Origin of the sequence: Streptomyces niveiscabiei, assembly GCF_001419795.1 — a bacterium.
Classification (GTDB): domain Bacteria; phylum Actinomycetota; class Actinomycetes; order Streptomycetales; family Streptomycetaceae; genus Streptomyces; species Streptomyces niveiscabiei.
In genome coordinates this window covers 22,203-36,962 of the sequence record NZ_LIRL01000161.1, presented here as the reverse complement: position 1 = coordinate 36,962, position 14,760 = coordinate 22,203, and the positions used below count along the sequence as shown (strand labels likewise).

The window sequence follows — 14,760 nt, the reverse complement described above, 5'->3', positions numbered from 1 at the left end:
GGTCGCGCGCCTCCAGCCCGGCCAGGAAGTGCCGCCGCAGCGCCTCCACCGGTGCGAGCCCCCGCGCCCGCCCGGCGGTCACCACCTCCGCGGGCTCCCGCTCGTGGTCCGCGAGCCGGTGCAGGACGAGGTCCTCCTTCGCCGGGAAGTACCTGAACAGCGTGGGCTTGGAGATCTCCGCCGCTGCGGCGACCTCGGCGACGGACACCTCGTCGAAGCCCCGTTCGATGAACATCCGTACCGCGATGTCCGACACATCCCGGTACATCCGCTGTTTCTTGCGCTCCCGCAAACCGCTCTCACTCATGCGACGAGCGTACGCAGCGTAGCCCTCACGGGGTCTCATCCGGTGAGCGCGAGCCCCAGGTAGGGGTTGGCTGCGCGGGGGACGGGGAGGCCGAGGACGTCGAGGGCGGCCTTCAGGGTCTGGCCGTACGAGTCGACGGCGCGGCGGACGTTGGGGGCCTCCAGGGCCTCTCTGCTGACGAGGCGATCGAGGTCGATGTAGGCGGAGCGGACGATCTCCAGCCACCGGTACACCAGCCAGTCGTTCTCCCACCCGGCGACCCGCTCCGCCCCGAGCTTCTTCACCCACCGCTCGAACATCCGCTCCCTGATGGCCTGTTTGGTCGGCGTCAGGTGCATGTGCCGGACGAGGTCGTACAGGGGGTCCCCGACGAGCGCCAACTCCCAGTCGATGATGGTGAATTCGGCGGAGTCGTGACGGCGGACGAGGTTCCAGGGGTTGAGGTCGCCGTGGAGGAGGGAGGGAGCCCGGCGGGTGATGTGATGCCGACGCAGCAGCTTGTCCAGCAGGCCGGCCTCGGGCAGACCCACCTCTTTCGCCAACTCGCCTGTCTCTTTGGGTAGTTCGCAGACCAGGCCGACCAGCGAGGAGGTCAACTGCCCGTAGAAATCACGGCTCTCGGCCGCCGCGTCCAGCGACTTCCAGTCCACCCGCGTCAACGCGCACAGCTGGTCCACCAGCGCGTCCGCCTCGAACGGCCGCAGTCCGTCCACCGGATGCCGGGGGGCGCGCTCGGGGTCCGGACCGGCGTACGTGTGGATCGCGAACGGATCGTCGTGGTAACTCTCCCCGAGCGCGAGGACATTGGGCGCCAGCACCGGTACGTCGGAGGCGTGGATGGCGCGCAGCACGGCGTGTTCGTACAGCGGGCGCCGCTCCCGCCGCCGTACGTCGGGGAGTTCACGCCGCACGACGACCGGGAAGCCGATGCCCGGGACCTCGACGACGGTGTTGAGGTGCGAGGCCCCCTTGAACACCTGGTCGGCGCCGGCCGCACCCTCCGCGAGGAGCACGGCCTTCACCTGTTCCGCCCCGAACTCCTCACCGAGCGGCACCCGTTCGGTGTCGAGCCGGCAGTCGAACGCCTTGCCGAGCCAGTCCCGCCCGCTGACCTCACCACCGCGCCGGGCGGCGAGCCAGCGGAACAGCGCCGACTCGATCTCGGCCCGGCCCGGTACGGAACGCAGCCGCAACGGCCGTTCGGCGACCCGCATCGCCCGCTCGACCTCGCGGGTCGCACGGTCCAAGTCCCTTTGCGTGAAAGAGGAGTCGAGGGACCGCGCGGCGCGCATGACGTCAGGGTAGAGGGACTGGGCGCGCTCGAAGTCGAGGTAGTGCCGCAGGTCGGAGTCGAAGCCGGTGACGGCCGCGGGCCGTACCCTGCGCATCGCGGACTCCCAGGCCACGAGCACCTCGCTCCACTGGTGCTCCGGATAGCGCATGCGCACCAGATGGGTGGCGAGGTCCTGCAACGGGTCCCCGAACGTGGCGAGTTCCCAGTCCACGGTGACCACCTCCGCCTCCACCGGGGCGTACGGCAGGATGAGGTTGTCGCGGTGGAGGTCGGTGTGCAGCAGACTGTACGGCCGTTGCGCCATCGTCGGCACCCGCCCGGCGAAGCGCGTCAGCGCGTCCTCCGGGACGCCGAGCGAGCTGAACAGGCCGCCGAAACCACGCCAGTTGGGCAGCCTGATCTGCCGGTCCGCCTCCACGGCAAGGGTCTTGAGGAAGGCCTGGCTGTCGGCACCGTGAGCGGGCCAGCCCGAAGGCAGCGGCGGCAGCACCGTACGCCGTACCCGCGTCATCTGGGCCAGCAGTTCGGTCAGTGCCGACATGAGCCGGGCGTCCACGGGTTTGCCGTCGCCGCAGACCGTCGACAGCGGCACACCCTGCACATAGCTGTGGATGCTGAAGCTCGGGGCGCGCAGCAGGCAGGTCGGCGCGTGGGGCAGATGCGGGCGTACGGCCTTCAGGATCGCGCCCTCGTCCTGCCAGGTCCGGATCACCACCGGCAGCGCCTCGCGCCGTCTCACCCGCACCAGCACGGTCGTACCGGCCTCCTCGCCCAGTCTGTCGGCGAGGAACTCCGGCAGCTCGCACACGTAGTTGTCGTTGTGATGGCCGCTGGCGACCGGTGCCTTGTTCCTGGCGTCCTCGACGAACGACGACAAGGCGGCGCTGGGCTTGATCACTGACCGCTCCGATGGGACGACTCACGCTGGTATGACAGGCACGCGACTTGTGTAACGACCCAGTGGGGACGTGGGTGTAGTCACCACTCCTGGGTGTCTGTCTGTTCGACAGCGCGGGCGGGGAGTCGTTCTGGCATGTTAGTCAACTCCCGTTACACCTGGGTCACTTGGCCAGCGTTCTCCACACCGACTCGAACCATGTCCGCATGCCCTCCACAAAGACGGAGGCGGCCGAGTCCGGGTCGTCGTCGCGCACGTGGTGGGTGAGGGGGGCTCCGAGACCGAGGACGTCGTACGCGTCGATCTCGTCGCCCGAGTCCAGGACGATCAACCGCTCGACCACCGCGTAGGTACCGAACAACGCCGTACGGTCATTCAGCAGGTAGAGCTTGAACGTCGGTGGCAACGGCACGTACTTGATCTCCAGAGAGACCTCGTCGACCGTTCTGCGCGCCTGGAGTTCCGTGAACAGCCGGGTCAGCGAGTCGACATGCTGCTGAGTGATCTTCCGCATCCGTTCCTGGAGCCTTGGATCGTCCGGCGCGTCTCTGGTGCGGGGATACGGCAGTTCACCGGAGGGCAACAGCATCCGCACCGCGATCCGCTCAGGCCTGATCTGTCCGGCGTAGATCCGCCCCACCTGTTCCGTCATGTAGCCGCTCAGCGACTCCGACGTCAACGTGGAGACATCCAGGGCGACTTCGGCCTCCTGGAACGCCTCGTCGAACAGCGGCCTCAGGGACAGGACCCGGCCCTTGCGCCGCGGATCCCCGGAGGATATGAGTGGGGTCTTCAGCACCCGCGATCCACTCCCCTGCCGGGACTGGATCCACCCTTCGCTCGCCAACTCCTTCAACACCCGCTGGACGGTGTCCCGGGAGACCCCGAACTCGTCCGCCAGATCCCGCTGCGACGGCAGGAAACTCCCTACGGGGTAGGCCCCTTCTATGATCCGGGCGCGCAGAACCTCGGCGATCCGCTGAAACTCCCTGCCGCCGCCATCGCCGATCTGCTGCTCGCCCACTCTTCGACCGTACCGCCACCACCCCGCCGACAAACCACTTTCAGTCAAATCAACCGACCAACTGGACTGCCTGTTAAGGGATCTATCGGTCAGGGAAAAACCACTTCACGTCAACCAGTCCAATTGGACTGCTAGTTGCAGGCTTCACCGAGAGTTGTCAGGAGGTGAAAGAGCATGCTCCTGTTGTCCACCCTGACGGAATCCTTCAGCCTGGCGCTGGGCCTCCTGGCCCAGGCACGGCTTGGGCCCTTCGGCGTCTTCCTGTTGTTCTGCCTGGGAGTCGGGCTGCGAGCCCGCCACAGCGGACTCGCGGTCGCCTCGGCCACATTGCTGACGATCCTCATGATCCAGGCCTGAGCAAGGCTTTCCCCACCGCTTACGCCCGTTTCCTGACCGCCACCAGCACCGGCTCCAGCGAGGTGACGACGGCCTCCGCACCCTCGTCGCGCAACAAGCTCCCCTTGAGGTCGTTGCGCGCGTACCCGAGGAACGGCACCCCTGCTCGCCGCGCCGCCTCCAGATCGGTCGGCGTGTCACCGATCATCAGGGCGTCCTCGGGCGCCGAACCCATCGCCCGCAGCGCCTTGTTGAGGCAGTGCGGGTCGGGCTTGAGGAGCTGGAGATCGGCGGTACGGCCGTAGACGTGCGGGGCGAAGCAGGCACTCAGTTCGCGACCGGCCAGGTATTTCCCCACCACCCGGGGGGAGTTGTTGGTGGTGATCGCCATCCGCGCGCCGACCGCCACCCACGTACGGATCAGTGGGTCGGCGTACGGGGTGGGCTGCGCCGAGGTCGCCGCCGTCAACTCCTCTTCTGTGAGCCACTCTTCCAGCTCGACGACGAGGTCGCTGCCGGAACACCGGCTGTCCACGGCACGCAGGACGGCATGGGGGTCCGGGCTGTCGCGCTCCACCTCACTCAACAGCCCCCGCAGACCCCGGAGTTCGAGCCGCTCCACCAGCCCCGCCGCGATATTCGCCGCAGGGTACCCGGCGAAGAGCCTGCACACGGGCCCATCGAAGTCCCAGAGCACGACCCGGGCGCGACCGATCAACTCCTGGACTTTTTCGGTCGCCTTGTCGCCTTCAAGAGCCGCCCGATCCGTCTGTTGCGTATCAGAAGTCACTAGGAGAGTGTCAGGTCTGTCGTGATGGTTTCCCAGAGGGCGTCGAACCACCGCTGCGACTCCTCGACGAACGCCGCGTCGCGCTGGCCGGTGCTCTTCTCGAAGGAGAAGAGGAGGGACTCGGTGCCCCGGACGTCGTACATGTCGAGAAGCACACCGTCGTCGGAGGGCTCTTCGTAGCGCGCGACGGTGTAGTAACCCATCAGCGCTTCCGCCTCGTTGAGCAGATACAGCTTGACGGGAGGGGTGAACGGCAGGGCCCGGAAGGCGACTTGGACGTCCACACCGTGCGAGCGCAACGCGTGGAGGTTGTACCGCAGCACCTGCCCCTGCGCGTTGCGCATCCCCAACCACCGGTCATGCACCGGGTCTTCACCCTCGACCCCACCCACCTGCACCGGAAACGCCAGGTTGATCTTCCGCGAAGGCAGCATGATCCGTACGTCGATCCGCTCCGGCTTCGCGACCCCCGCATGGATCAGCCGCAGCGGCTCCCCCAGTGCCGGAATCAGGCTCTCCGCCGTGAGGCACACCGCGTCGATCCGCACCCGCGAGTCCTGGAACGCCTCCACCAGCCGGGGCGCGAGCGCGACCATCGTCGGGCGGGGTTCGTCGCCCTCGCCCTCAGGGGTCTCGGCGATGCGCGGTGGGCTGCCCTTGCTGACGTTCGTCAGGAGCCCGTCCTCCTGCAAGGCTCGCAGCGCCTGCCGCACGGCGCCCCGTTCGACCCCGAACTCGTCGGCCAACTCGGCCTGGGTAGGCAGCCGGTCACCCGCTTTGAGGTCTCCGACCCGGATCCGTTCCCGCAGATGGTCGGCGATCTCCTGAGGCGAGAGCCTTCTGCCGGCGTCCACTGCCACCTTCCCCTGGGTCGTCACGGTCGAACGGTACAACTCTGATCCATCTTAGGGCAGTTGCCGACAACTTGTTTGAGGGTTGGTGCCAAGTGGGGACAACATCAGTGTAGTTGGTTGCCAACTTGGTCAAGTTGGCAGACCGCCGGCATATCCAAGCCGGTCCGCATCGAGCCGGTCCGCATCCAGCCGGCCCCCGCCAAGAGATCGGCCCCCGTCACAGCACCGCACACAAGGAAGGGGTGAGCCCCATGCCCGTCGCCCTCGTCACCGCCGCCCTCGAACAGGCCGTCCAGTGGAGGTACGGCACGTCAGGCGCCGTCGCCATGCTGCTGATCAGCGTCGGGATCAAGGCCAGGATCCCCACCCTGACGTCGATAGGAGCCGTGCTGCTGGCCGCACTGATGACGACCCCGGCGGTCAACTCGTGAGCTGGAGGTCCGAGCTGATCGTCCCCCACAGCGCGTCGAACCACAGCCGGGACTGCTCGACGAACATGGTGTCGCGCGCCCCGGCCCCCCGCCCGAACGCGAAGAGCATCGACTGCGTGCCCTCCGCGTCGTACGTCTCCACCCGCTCGTCGTTGATGAGTTGCTCGCGCCGCCGCAACGTGTAGTAGGCGAACAGCGCTTCGTCGCCGTTGAGCAGATACAGCTTGACGGGAGGCGTGAACGGCAGTGCGCGGAAGTCGACTTGGACGTCGATGTCGTGCGTCTGCCGCAGCGCGAGGAGGTTGTGCTTGAGGACCTGCCCCTGCGCGTTGCGGTGCAGCAGCCAGTGTTCGCGCAGCCGCCCGGAGACCGAACTGTCCAGCGGGGCGGGGAAAGCGAGCGGGATGCTGCGCGACGGCAGCAGCACCCGCACGTCGACCTTGGCCGGTTTCATTCGCCCCGCGTGGATGTGCCGGAGGGGTTCGCCCATGGCAAGTGTCAGCGAGACGGCGGTCAGGCAGAGCGCGTCGATCCGGACGTGTTCGGCCTCGAACGCCTCGGCGATGCGCGGCGCGAGAGCGACTGTCGTCGGCTGCGGCGGGGCCGCGGGACCGCGCACCTGGAGCCCAACTCCCAGGTCGAGGGCGACAGTTGCGGGTGCGCCCTTGGTCATGTTGGTGAGCAGGTGCTCCGCCTGGAGGATGCGCAGGGCCTGTCGTACGGCCCCGCGCTCGACCCCGAACTCGTCGGCCAACCGGGCCTGCGTAGGCATGCGTTCACCGGGCCGCAGCACTCCGGTCCTGATCCGGGTGCGCAGTTCGTCGGCCACTTCGTGGTGCGACTTCTGTGGCCGCTGTGGCCTTTTCCGTCCATTGACGGAGGCGGGTTCCGGCTCCACGTCGAAACAGTACAACTTCCCGCCATCTTTGGGCAGTTCCCCGGGAGATGGTTATGAGACGCTTCCAAGCGGACATAAGTACAGTGAAGTTGGCTGCCAACTTCAGCTGACATGGTCAACGTGGTCAGACTTTCAGATGGTTGGTCGGGCTCCCTTCCGGAGGGGAGCCGGGAGCCCGCAGACAGACGGCGGCCCTGGCCGCACAGGCACAGCCACAACCGCATACGAGGCACCACCGCACAGCCACAACCGAACATCGCGAGCACAGCCACAACTTCATGAGCACAGCTACGGAACAGTACGGAAGAGTTACGCCGTCAGAAGTACGACCCGAGTACGACCAGTGACCGGAGAGGAGGAACAGCACCATCCCCCTGCGGGGGGCTCGACTCAGAACATGTCCGGGCACCATGGCCGCCCGGACGTACGCAGCAGGGCGTCGGCCTCGCGCACGGCGCCCGCTCGTACCTCCCGCACCCGGTCCAGCGCCGCCAGCCGCGCCACCGACTCGTCGCCGAGCCACACCGACGCGAGGTCGGTCACGTCCAGCGCGAGGTCGGCGCCCCGGGTGCTCCTGGTGCAGGACGCACCCCCGGGTGACGCCGAGAGCAGGAACCGTCCGCCCGCGAGCCCGGCCGGGTCGTCCACCTCCAGTACTACCTCTCCGGTGGTGTCGTACGTCCGTGCCTCCAGAGCCCGTGGGACATCCAGGAGCCGTACCCACAGCCAGTCCCCGAGCTGGGTGATCCGCGCGGCGCGGGGGTCCGGCAGGAAGCGGGGCAGCAGGTCGCCGGGGCCGCGCCAGCCCGACTTCACGGTGACCACCCAGTCGATGGAGCACAGGAAGTGCCACAGCGCGCGCTCCGCCTCAGGAGTTACGCCGATCAGCCACTTCACGGTCAGCGTGTTCGCGGCCTGGCCACCACCGGTCCACGCGTCGTCGACCTCGTACGCGACCAGCCCGTCGATCCGCCCCGCGCCCCCGCCTGCGCCCCCGTCTGCGCCCTCGCCCGCAGGCGACCGGTACGCCACGTACGTCGGCACCGGCCGCTCGCCCTCGTACGTCCGTAGTACCCCGGTATCACGGTCCCACCACTGCTGGTCGCGGCTGACCGCGCCGGCCTGCCCGCGCCGTACCCGCTCGTGCAGCTCGGGCCCGGCCTTGCGGACCTCCTCAGGCTCCAGCACCTCGATCCGGCCCCCGCACTCGGGCGCGGCCCACCGCGGGTCGAGCCCCGTGCGCGGTACGTCGATGCTCCACTCGGCGACCGACGTCGCCGGCCCGAACCCGTACCGCCCGTAGATCGGGTACTCGGCGGCGATCAGCGTGGCCACCACGTCGCCCCGCTCCTTCGCGGCGGCGAGGTCCTCCCGCATGATCCGCGACAGCAGGCCGCGCCGCCGGTGCGTGGGCAGCACCGCCACGTTGGAGATCGCGTCGGCGGGTACGACCGCCCCGCCCGGCACGGTCAGCTCCTGCGCGAAGGAACGGTACGTCGCGACGACCCGGTCGCCCTCGAACGCCCCGTACGCCCGCGCCCCCTCGTCCGCGACGCGCCGCGCCTCGACGTGCGGCGCCGAGACCGCGGAGGACCGCAGGAACCCGACGTTCATCGCGCGCAGCCACTCGTGCCGCTCGCTCTCGGCGATCAGCCGGACGGCAATAGGTTCACTGTCAGCAGGTTCACTCGCAGCAGGTTCACTCGTCATACCTCCACGCTATGCACCCTGAGGACTACGCCTCCAGCAAATTGCCGCCCGCCCTCACCCCAGCAGGTCCTCCACCTGCGCCTCACCCTCCCGATACCTGCGGGTGATCTCGCCCCCGCAGTCGTCCGCCGCCCGCTGCAAGCCCTGCCGCCGCCGGGAGACCTCCTGCTCGTACCTCTCCAGTCTCCCCATCGCCTCGCTCAGCTCCCCGTCCGTACGGGCGGACAGGTCCGACAGCTCGACCTCGCCCAGCATCTCCGCGGCCAGCTTCCGGTACTCCTCCCCCTGGGGCGTACCGAGGGTGACGTGCCGGGCGGAGGAGCGGTACCGGGCCGGCCCGTCCGCGAGGATCTCCGAGAGCCGCTCCACCACGCCCCCCACCACCGCGGTCCCCCGGCAGGCCAACTCGGCCCGCAGAATGTCGATACGCCCCTGCAACAGCCGCCGTACGTAACTGAGATCGGCCTCGTCGCGCAGCGCGTCCCGGCGCAGGTCGCGCAGCTCGGCCAGGCTGAGCCGGGTCAGGTCGTACTCCTCGTACCGCGTACCCGATGTACTGAGTGTGCTCATCCGCCTCTTACCGTCCCCTCGACCGTCCCCTCGACCGGGCGTGTGGGAAGCATGGTGCCACCCCAAGTGGCCGCTATGTGACCGAGTGCCCCCGAACGGCCCCAGATGGGGGGCTTTAGCCACCCGGTACGCCCCTGGAGCTACCCGGTTACGACCGTGGAGCCACGCGGCGTGACCCCGGGGAGCCACCCGGCACGAACCGGCGCAGCAGCCCTGCACGACCCGGCGCAGCCGCCCGCGCAGCACCCGGCATCATGGACCCATGCGAGCAGTGGTGCAGAGAGCGGACGGCGCGAGTGTGGTCGTCGAGGGCGAGACGGTCGGCGGGTTCGAGGGCGAGGGCCTGTGTGTCCTGGTGGGGGTGACCCACGACGACACGAAGGAGAAGGCGGCCCAGCTGGCCCGGAAGCTCTGGTCGATCCGCATGCTGGCGGACGAGAAGTCGTGCAGCGACATCGCCGCCCCGCTGCTGGTGATCAGCCAGTTCACGCTGTACGGCGACGCGCGCAAGGGCCGCCGGCCCACGTGGAACGCGGCGGCCCCCGGCGACGTCGCCGAGCCCCTCGTCGAGGCCGTCGTATCGGAACTGCGTGCGCTGGGTGCAACGGTGACCACGGGCCGCTTCGGAGCCCAGATGCGGGTATCCCTCACGAACGACGGCCCGTTCACGGTACTGCTGGAGATGTAGGTACCTACCCCTGCGGAGCTACCCGCGAAGCCACCTCCGGAGGAACCCCGCAGAGCTACCCCTACGGTGCTACGACGACCTCCTGGGCCGCAGCCGTCTTCTCCCCCACCACCAGCTCCGCATCCACCGGCACATTCCGCTTCACCAACGCCAGCGCGATAGGCCCGAGTTCATGGTGCCGGGCGGTGGTCGTCACGAACCCGATCTTCCGCCCGTCCTCCCCCTCCGCGGCGAGCCGGATCTCGGCCCCCCGCGCCGGCAACTGCACCTCGCTGCCGTCGAGATGGAGGAAGACGAGCCGCCGGGGCGGCTTGCCGAGGTTCTGGACGCGGGCGACGGTCTCCTGCCCCCGGTAGCACCCCTTCTGGAGGTGGACGGCGGTCCCGATCCACCCCAGCTCGTGCGGGATGGTCCGGTGGTCGGTCTCGAACCCGACCCGGGGCCGGTGCTGCTCGACGCGCAGCGCCTCGTACGCGAGGAGCCCGGCGGCATCGCCCACCCGCCCCGCGAACTCTTCCAGCTCCTCCCGGGGCAGGAAGAGATCACGCCCGTACGGCGTCTCCCGCACCACGACGGACCCCGGCACCTCGGCCACGGACCCGGCCGGCAGATGCACGACGGCGAAGTCGGCGGTCCGGTCCTCGACCTCGACGCGGTAGAAGAACTTCATCGACTCGAGGTACGCGATCAGCGCCTCCTGCGACCCGGGCTCGACGTGCGCCCACACGGTCGCCCCGTCGTCGACGAGGTACAGCGCGTGCTCGATGTGCCCGTTCGCGGAGAGGATCAGCGCCTCGGTGGCGACGCCCGCGGCGAGGTCGCTCACATGCTGGGTGAGCAGCAGATGGAGCCAGGCCAGCCGGTCGTCCCCGGTGACGGCGACGACGCCCCGGTGCGACAGGTCGACGAACCCCCGCCCGTCGGCGAGCGCCCGTTGCTCCCGGAACAGCTCCCCGTAGTGGGCGGCGACACCGTCGTCCACACCCTCCGCGGACACCGCACCCGGCAAGGACAGCAAGGGACTCTTCATGGCCCCAACCCTACGACGCGGCCCCCGCGACCCGGCGAGGCTCCCGCCCCTCCGCTACTCCTTGTCCTTCGCCGAGCACTCCTGGCACCGCCCGAAGATCGCGAAGTGCTTCATGTCGGTCTCGAACCCGAACCGCTCCCGCAGCGCGTCCGTGAACACGGCCGCGACCTCGACGTCCGCCTCGATCACGCGATCGCAGTCGCGGCACACGAGATGCAGATGATGGTGCCGGTCGGCGAGGTGGTAGGTCGGCGCGCCGTGCCCGAGGTGCGCATGACTCACCAGCCCCAACTCTTCCAACAGCTCCAGCGTCCGGTAGACCGTGGAAATGTTGACCCCCGACGCCGTCTTCCTCACTTCCACGAGGATGTCGTCGGGGGTCGCATGCTCCAGCGTGTCGACAGCTTCCAACACAAGCTGCCGCTGCGGCGTCAGCCGATACCCACGCTGCCTGAGGTCGCTCTTCCAGTCGGTGCTCACCACACTGGAGAGTCTAGGACTACTTGAAGAAAGCGATCCCGTCATCCGGCATGTCCTGCGGGAGGGCCTTGGCCCAGCGGGCCACGTCCTCCGGGGTGACGACCTTCTTGAGGTGCGCGGACATGTACGGCCGGAGTTCTACGTCGGGAGTCTGCTTCTCGCCGACCCACATGAGGTCGCTCTTGACGTACCCGTACAGCCTCTTACCACCGGTGTACGGCCGGGAGGCACCCGTACGGGCTACGGCGTCCGTGACCAGGTCGATCTGGGGCTGCTTGGCCGCCAGCTCGCCGTACCAGATCTCTACGACGCCGTCGTCACGGACCATCGTGACCTCGACCTTGCGGTTCGCGTCGATGCGCCAGAAGCCGTGCTCGGACTCCAGGGGGCGGACCTTGTTGCCGTCGCCGTCCAGTACCCAGGTATGAGAGGTGTACTCCAGGAAGTCACGGCCGTCCTGGGTGAAGGACACCTCCTGGCCGAAGTTGCACTTCTCCGAGCCGGGGAAGTCGTGCACGCCCGCGCCGGCCCACTGGCCGAGGAGGAACGTCAGCGGGAGGAGGTCCTTGTGCAGGTCGGACGGGATCTCGATCATCAGGCTTCCTGGTCGGACGGGGTCAGCGCTGGCCCTGGTACAGCTTCTTCACGGTCAGCCCGGCGAACGCGAGCACGCCGACGCAGACCAGGACGAGGAGAGCTTCGAAGAAGACTTCAAGCACGGGGTGCTCCTAGAGGCGCGATTCAGGTACACAAGGCCGGACCCCAGCTTACGCCGCCGGGGTCCGGGCCTCTCATCGGGCCAGCGGCAGGCTCTGGAGGCCGCACCCTTCGACCGTTCACCGGAGTCCCCCGACGCCCGGCGGCAGATCGGCGAGCGCGGCTTCCAGAAGGTGGACGATCTCGCCATTGACCGACCTGTGGTCTCGCTTCGCCTGTGCAGCGAGGCGGTCGTGAAGTTCGACGGGGAGCCGGACGGTGATGCGTTTCTCTTCATCCATGCCGCCAATGTAGTTGTCAGAGCACAGATAGCTGACATAGGTTTGACGTCATGACGATGCCTAATAGGCATTCTAAGGACGCCGGGTACGCCCGGTACACCTACCGGCTGCGCGTGTCGTCGACCGCCCGCAGAGCGCTCATGGCGGAGTGGGGTCGGTGCCGTTGGGTCTGGAACGAGTGCGTGGCACGGTCGAAGAAGGCCCACGCCGAGAGCGAGCCATGTGGTCCCGCGAAGCTGGACAGGATACTGACCGAGGCCCGCGCCCGCACTCCGTGGTTGGCCGAAGGGTCCGCCATCACTCAGCAGCAGACCATCAGAGACTTCGGCAAGGCCCGCACGAAGGCGATGAAGGACATCAAGGACCGACTACCCCCGCATCGCCGGGCCGGGATGCCCCGGCACAGGAAGAAGCGCGATGCCCTGCCCACCTTGAACTACACCCGGCGCGGGTTCCGCCTGAAGGACGGGCGCCTTCACCTCGCCGGGAACATCGCACTGACCGTGGTGTGGTCGAGGGACCTTCCCGCTGTCCCGTCCAGCGTGCGTGTGTACCAGGACGCCTTGGGTCACTGGTACTGCTCGTTCGTCGTCCCCGCCGAAGTGCGGCCCTTCCCTGAAACGGGTGCGGTGATCGGGGTGGACTGGGGTGTGCGGGAGACCGCGACCACCACCTCGGACGCCTACGACCTCCCTCATCCACAGCACGGAGGAAAAGCGCGGGCGAAGCTGGCGAAGTACGACCGGATGATGGCCCGCCGCAAACCCGCCGGAGGACAGTCGGCTTCCAAGGGATACCGCGAGGCGAAGAGGCTACGAGCGAAGACGTACCGGAAGATCGCCAGACAGCGGCAGGACACGGCTCGCAAGTGGGCCAAGCGCGTCGTACGCGATCATGACGCCGTCGCCGTCGAGGACTTCCGCCCGAAGTTCCTAGCGAAGACGACCATGGCCAGGAAGGCCGCTGACGCAGCCATCGGTGCCACCAAGTCGGCGCTGCTGGAGATGGGACGCAAGCACGGGAGAGACGTATACCTCGTCAACTCCGCGCACACCACAATGGATTGCGCGTCGTGCGGAGCAAGAACCAAGCACGCACTTCCGCTGTCGGAACGTACCTACACCTGCACCGCATGCGGAGTTTCCTCGCCCAGGGACAAGAACTCCGCCCGCGTGATGCTCGTCCGGGCTGGTCTGGCCCCGGCTGGTGCCGAGGGTGTGAGACCTCCGGAAGCGACGCTCCCGGAGGCGGCCTGAGCCAGGAATCCCCTTCCGCGAGGAAAGGGAGCAGTCAAGACTTGATACCGAGGAGGAAGGCGGCCCAGGAGTCGGCGGCGAAGAGGAGGGAGCCGGCGGAGGGGTCCTTGCTGTCACGGACGGGGACGAGGGAGGGGAAGCTGTCGGAGACTTCGAGGCACTCGCCGCCGTCGTTGTTGCTGTAGGAGCTCTTGCGCCACGCGGCCGTGCTCAACAGGTCGTCTGAGACTTCGAGGCACTGGCCGCCATCGTTGTTGCTGTAGCTGCTCTTGCGCCACGAGACGCTGCTCAAGTCGATGGATCGCACGGCAATTCCTCCAGCAGACGCATGATGAACTGTCGTGTCTCGGCGGGGCTGTACGCCAAGTCACGTACGGCATCATAGGCGCGGTTAAACGCCTCAACCCTGCTGGTTTCCTCGATCAGTTCGCCCTGTGCGTCGTTCTCCGAGTAGGCGACGATCTTCCCGTCCGGCAGTTGCAGGAACATCATGTCGGTGTTGACCAGACCGTGGCGTCCCGTGCCGAACGGCAGCACCTGAATGCTGACGTCGGGCAGCTCCGACACCTCCAGCAGGAATTCCAGCTGCCTGCGCCACTCCGCCAGGTCCGTCAGCGGATTGCGCAGGACCGCCTCCGACATGATCGACCGGAACGGCACCGGGTTCGCCGGGTTGAACAGCGCTCGCTGACGTCCGAGTCGCGCTTCGATCTGCCGCTCCAGTTCCTCCCCCTCGTACCCACCGGCGATCAGCGCCGCCCGCGCGTACCCGGCGGTCTGGAGCACGCCCGGCGGCGTAGTCGGCCCGTAGTGCCACAGAGCTACGGACTTCTCCTCCAACTCCATGTACGGCCGGTACTGCCACTTGAACTGGTTCTTGTCGGCGATCGCCAACTCCCACAGGATCAGCAGCTTGTCCCCCGTCCCGTAGTAGGTGTCGAGGTCCTGGACCACATCGGGTCCCCCCAGCAGAATCCCGTTCTCCATCCTGCTCAGCAGGGACTGGTCCCACCCCACGTCCTCCGACAACTTCCTTAAAGAGACCTCCTTTTCGAGCCGCGCCTTCTTCAGCTCCTGCGCGAACCGCTCCCTCGGCCCCCCGCTCCGCCCCGTGATCGGCCTCCTGGCTGGCATCGCCTTCCCACCCTCCTGCTGCCTTTGGACATTCCCGCGTTGCCTTTGCGCCTGTCCGGGGT

General features: G+C 68.0%; 18 protein-coding genes. 4 read left to right on the top strand and 14 right to left on the bottom strand.

Annotated elements, in window-relative coordinates; translation table 11 throughout:
• The 3 genes from AOK24_RS09060 to AOK24_RS09050 all read right to left on the bottom strand — a co-directional run.
• The coding region (locus AOK24_RS09060) for a TetR family transcriptional regulator (protein ID WP_159051827.1) at positions 1-307 on the bottom strand (307 nt) is incomplete at its 3' end.
• Between the two features lie 35 nt (positions 308-342).
• Positions 343-2,499: a phosphotransferase family protein gene (locus tag AOK24_RS09055; protein ID WP_055719536.1), complete on the bottom strand. Its 2,157-nt coding sequence runs from the start codon at positions 2,497-2,499 to the stop codon at positions 343-345.
• Between the two features lie 163 nt (positions 2,500-2,662).
• Entirely contained in the window at positions 2,663-3,523 is an 861-nt protein-coding gene (locus AOK24_RS09050) for a winged helix-turn-helix domain-containing protein (protein ID WP_055719535.1), read from the bottom strand.
• Positions 3,524-3,697: 174 nt separating this feature from the next.
• Between AOK24_RS09050 and AOK24_RS09045 the strand changes: the two genes are divergently transcribed.
• Positions 3,698-3,880 carry a hypothetical protein gene (locus tag AOK24_RS09045; RefSeq protein ID WP_055719534.1) on the top strand — a complete coding sequence of 61 codons (183 nt, stop codon included), beginning with the start codon at positions 3,698-3,700 and terminating at the stop codon, positions 3,878-3,880.
• Between the two features lie 19 nt (positions 3,881-3,899).
• Here the strand turns inward: AOK24_RS09045 and AOK24_RS09040 are convergent, their stop codons facing one another.
• Both AOK24_RS09040 and AOK24_RS09035 read right to left on the bottom strand, forming a co-directional pair.
• The gene (locus AOK24_RS09040; protein ID WP_240553752.1) at positions 3,900-4,649 is read right to left on the bottom strand and encodes an HAD family hydrolase; all 750 of its coding nucleotides are present in this window, start codon (positions 4,647-4,649) and stop codon (positions 3,900-3,902) included.
• Positions 4,649-5,527, bottom strand: coding sequence for a FadR/GntR family transcriptional regulator (locus AOK24_RS09035; protein WP_240553750.1), 879 nt, complete (start codon positions 5,525-5,527; stop codon positions 4,649-4,651). Before AOK24_RS09035 ends, AOK24_RS09040 begins: the two co-directional genes overlap by 1 nt.
• 227 nt (positions 5,528-5,754) lie before the next feature.
• Here AOK24_RS09035 and AOK24_RS09030 point away from each other — a divergent pair, with 227 nt between their 5' ends.
• Complete coding sequence (locus AOK24_RS09030; protein WP_055719532.1) at positions 5,755-5,934, top strand: hypothetical protein; 180 nt, start codon at positions 5,755-5,757, stop codon at positions 5,932-5,934.
• Here AOK24_RS09030 and AOK24_RS09025 read toward each other — a convergent pair.
• The 3 genes from AOK24_RS09025 to AOK24_RS09015 form a co-directional block, all read right to left on the bottom strand.
• A complete protein-coding gene (locus AOK24_RS09025; RefSeq protein ID WP_193554915.1) occupies positions 5,924-6,847 on the bottom strand; it encodes a winged helix-turn-helix domain-containing protein in 924 nt (307 codons plus the stop codon). The genes AOK24_RS09030 and AOK24_RS09025 overlap by 11 nt on opposite strands.
• Positions 6,848-7,222: 375 nt before the next feature.
• Entirely contained in the window at positions 7,223-8,542 is a 1,320-nt protein-coding gene (locus AOK24_RS09020) for a GNAT family N-acetyltransferase (protein WP_055719530.1), read from the bottom strand.
• 54 nt (positions 8,543-8,596) lie between these two features.
• On the bottom strand, positions 8,597-9,112 hold the full coding sequence (locus tag AOK24_RS09015; RefSeq protein ID WP_055719529.1) for an RsiG family protein: 516 nt from the start codon (positions 9,110-9,112) through the stop codon (positions 8,597-8,599).
• A gap of 262 nt (positions 9,113-9,374) precedes the next feature.
• Between AOK24_RS09015 and dtd the strand changes: the two genes are divergently transcribed.
• Positions 9,375-9,800 carry a D-aminoacyl-tRNA deacylase gene (dtd, locus tag AOK24_RS09010; RefSeq protein ID WP_055719528.1) on the top strand — a complete coding sequence of 142 codons (426 nt, stop codon included), beginning with the start codon at positions 9,375-9,377 and terminating at the stop codon, positions 9,798-9,800.
• 61 nt (positions 9,801-9,861) lie between these two features.
• Here the strand turns inward: dtd and ygfZ are convergent, their stop codons facing one another.
• The 4 genes from ygfZ to AOK24_RS45610 form a co-directional block, all read right to left on the bottom strand.
• Positions 9,862-10,830, bottom strand: a complete 969-nt coding sequence (ygfZ, locus tag AOK24_RS09005) for a CAF17-like 4Fe-4S cluster assembly/insertion protein YgfZ (RefSeq protein WP_055719527.1) — start codon at positions 10,828-10,830, stop codon at positions 9,862-9,864.
• A 54-nt stretch (positions 10,831-10,884) separates the two neighbouring features.
• Positions 10,885-11,313 carry a Fur family transcriptional regulator gene (locus tag AOK24_RS09000; RefSeq protein ID WP_055719526.1) on the bottom strand — a complete coding sequence of 143 codons (429 nt, stop codon included), beginning with the start codon at positions 11,311-11,313 and terminating at the stop codon, positions 10,885-10,887.
• Positions 11,314-11,329: 16 nt separating this feature from the next.
• The gene (locus AOK24_RS08995) at positions 11,330-11,905 is read right to left on the bottom strand and encodes a heme-binding beta-barrel domain-containing protein (protein ID WP_055719525.1); all 576 of its coding nucleotides are present in this window, start codon (positions 11,903-11,905) and stop codon (positions 11,330-11,332) included.
• A 241-nt stretch (positions 11,906-12,146) separates the two neighbouring features.
• A complete protein-coding gene (locus tag AOK24_RS45610; protein ID WP_079056735.1) occupies positions 12,147-12,308 on the bottom strand; it encodes an Arc family DNA-binding protein in 162 nt (53 codons plus the stop codon).
• Between the two features lie 50 nt (positions 12,309-12,358).
• On the opposite strand from AOK24_RS45610, the gene AOK24_RS08985 reads away from it, so the two are divergent.
• Complete coding sequence (locus AOK24_RS08985; protein ID WP_055719523.1) at positions 12,359-13,564, top strand: RNA-guided endonuclease InsQ/TnpB family protein; 1,206 nt, start codon at positions 12,359-12,361, stop codon at positions 13,562-13,564.
• A gap of 34 nt (positions 13,565-13,598) precedes the next feature.
• On the opposite strand, the gene AOK24_RS08980 is transcribed toward AOK24_RS08985, so the two are convergent.
• On the bottom strand, positions 13,599-13,871 hold the full coding sequence (locus tag AOK24_RS08980) for a DUF397 domain-containing protein (RefSeq protein WP_055719522.1): 273 nt from the start codon (positions 13,869-13,871) through the stop codon (positions 13,599-13,601).
• Positions 13,853-14,698, bottom strand: a complete 846-nt coding sequence (locus AOK24_RS08975) for a helix-turn-helix domain-containing protein (RefSeq protein WP_055719521.1) — start codon at positions 14,696-14,698, stop codon at positions 13,853-13,855. The genes AOK24_RS08980 and AOK24_RS08975 overlap by 19 nt, the downstream gene beginning before the upstream one ends.
• Positions 14,699-14,760: the final 62 nt, after the last annotated feature.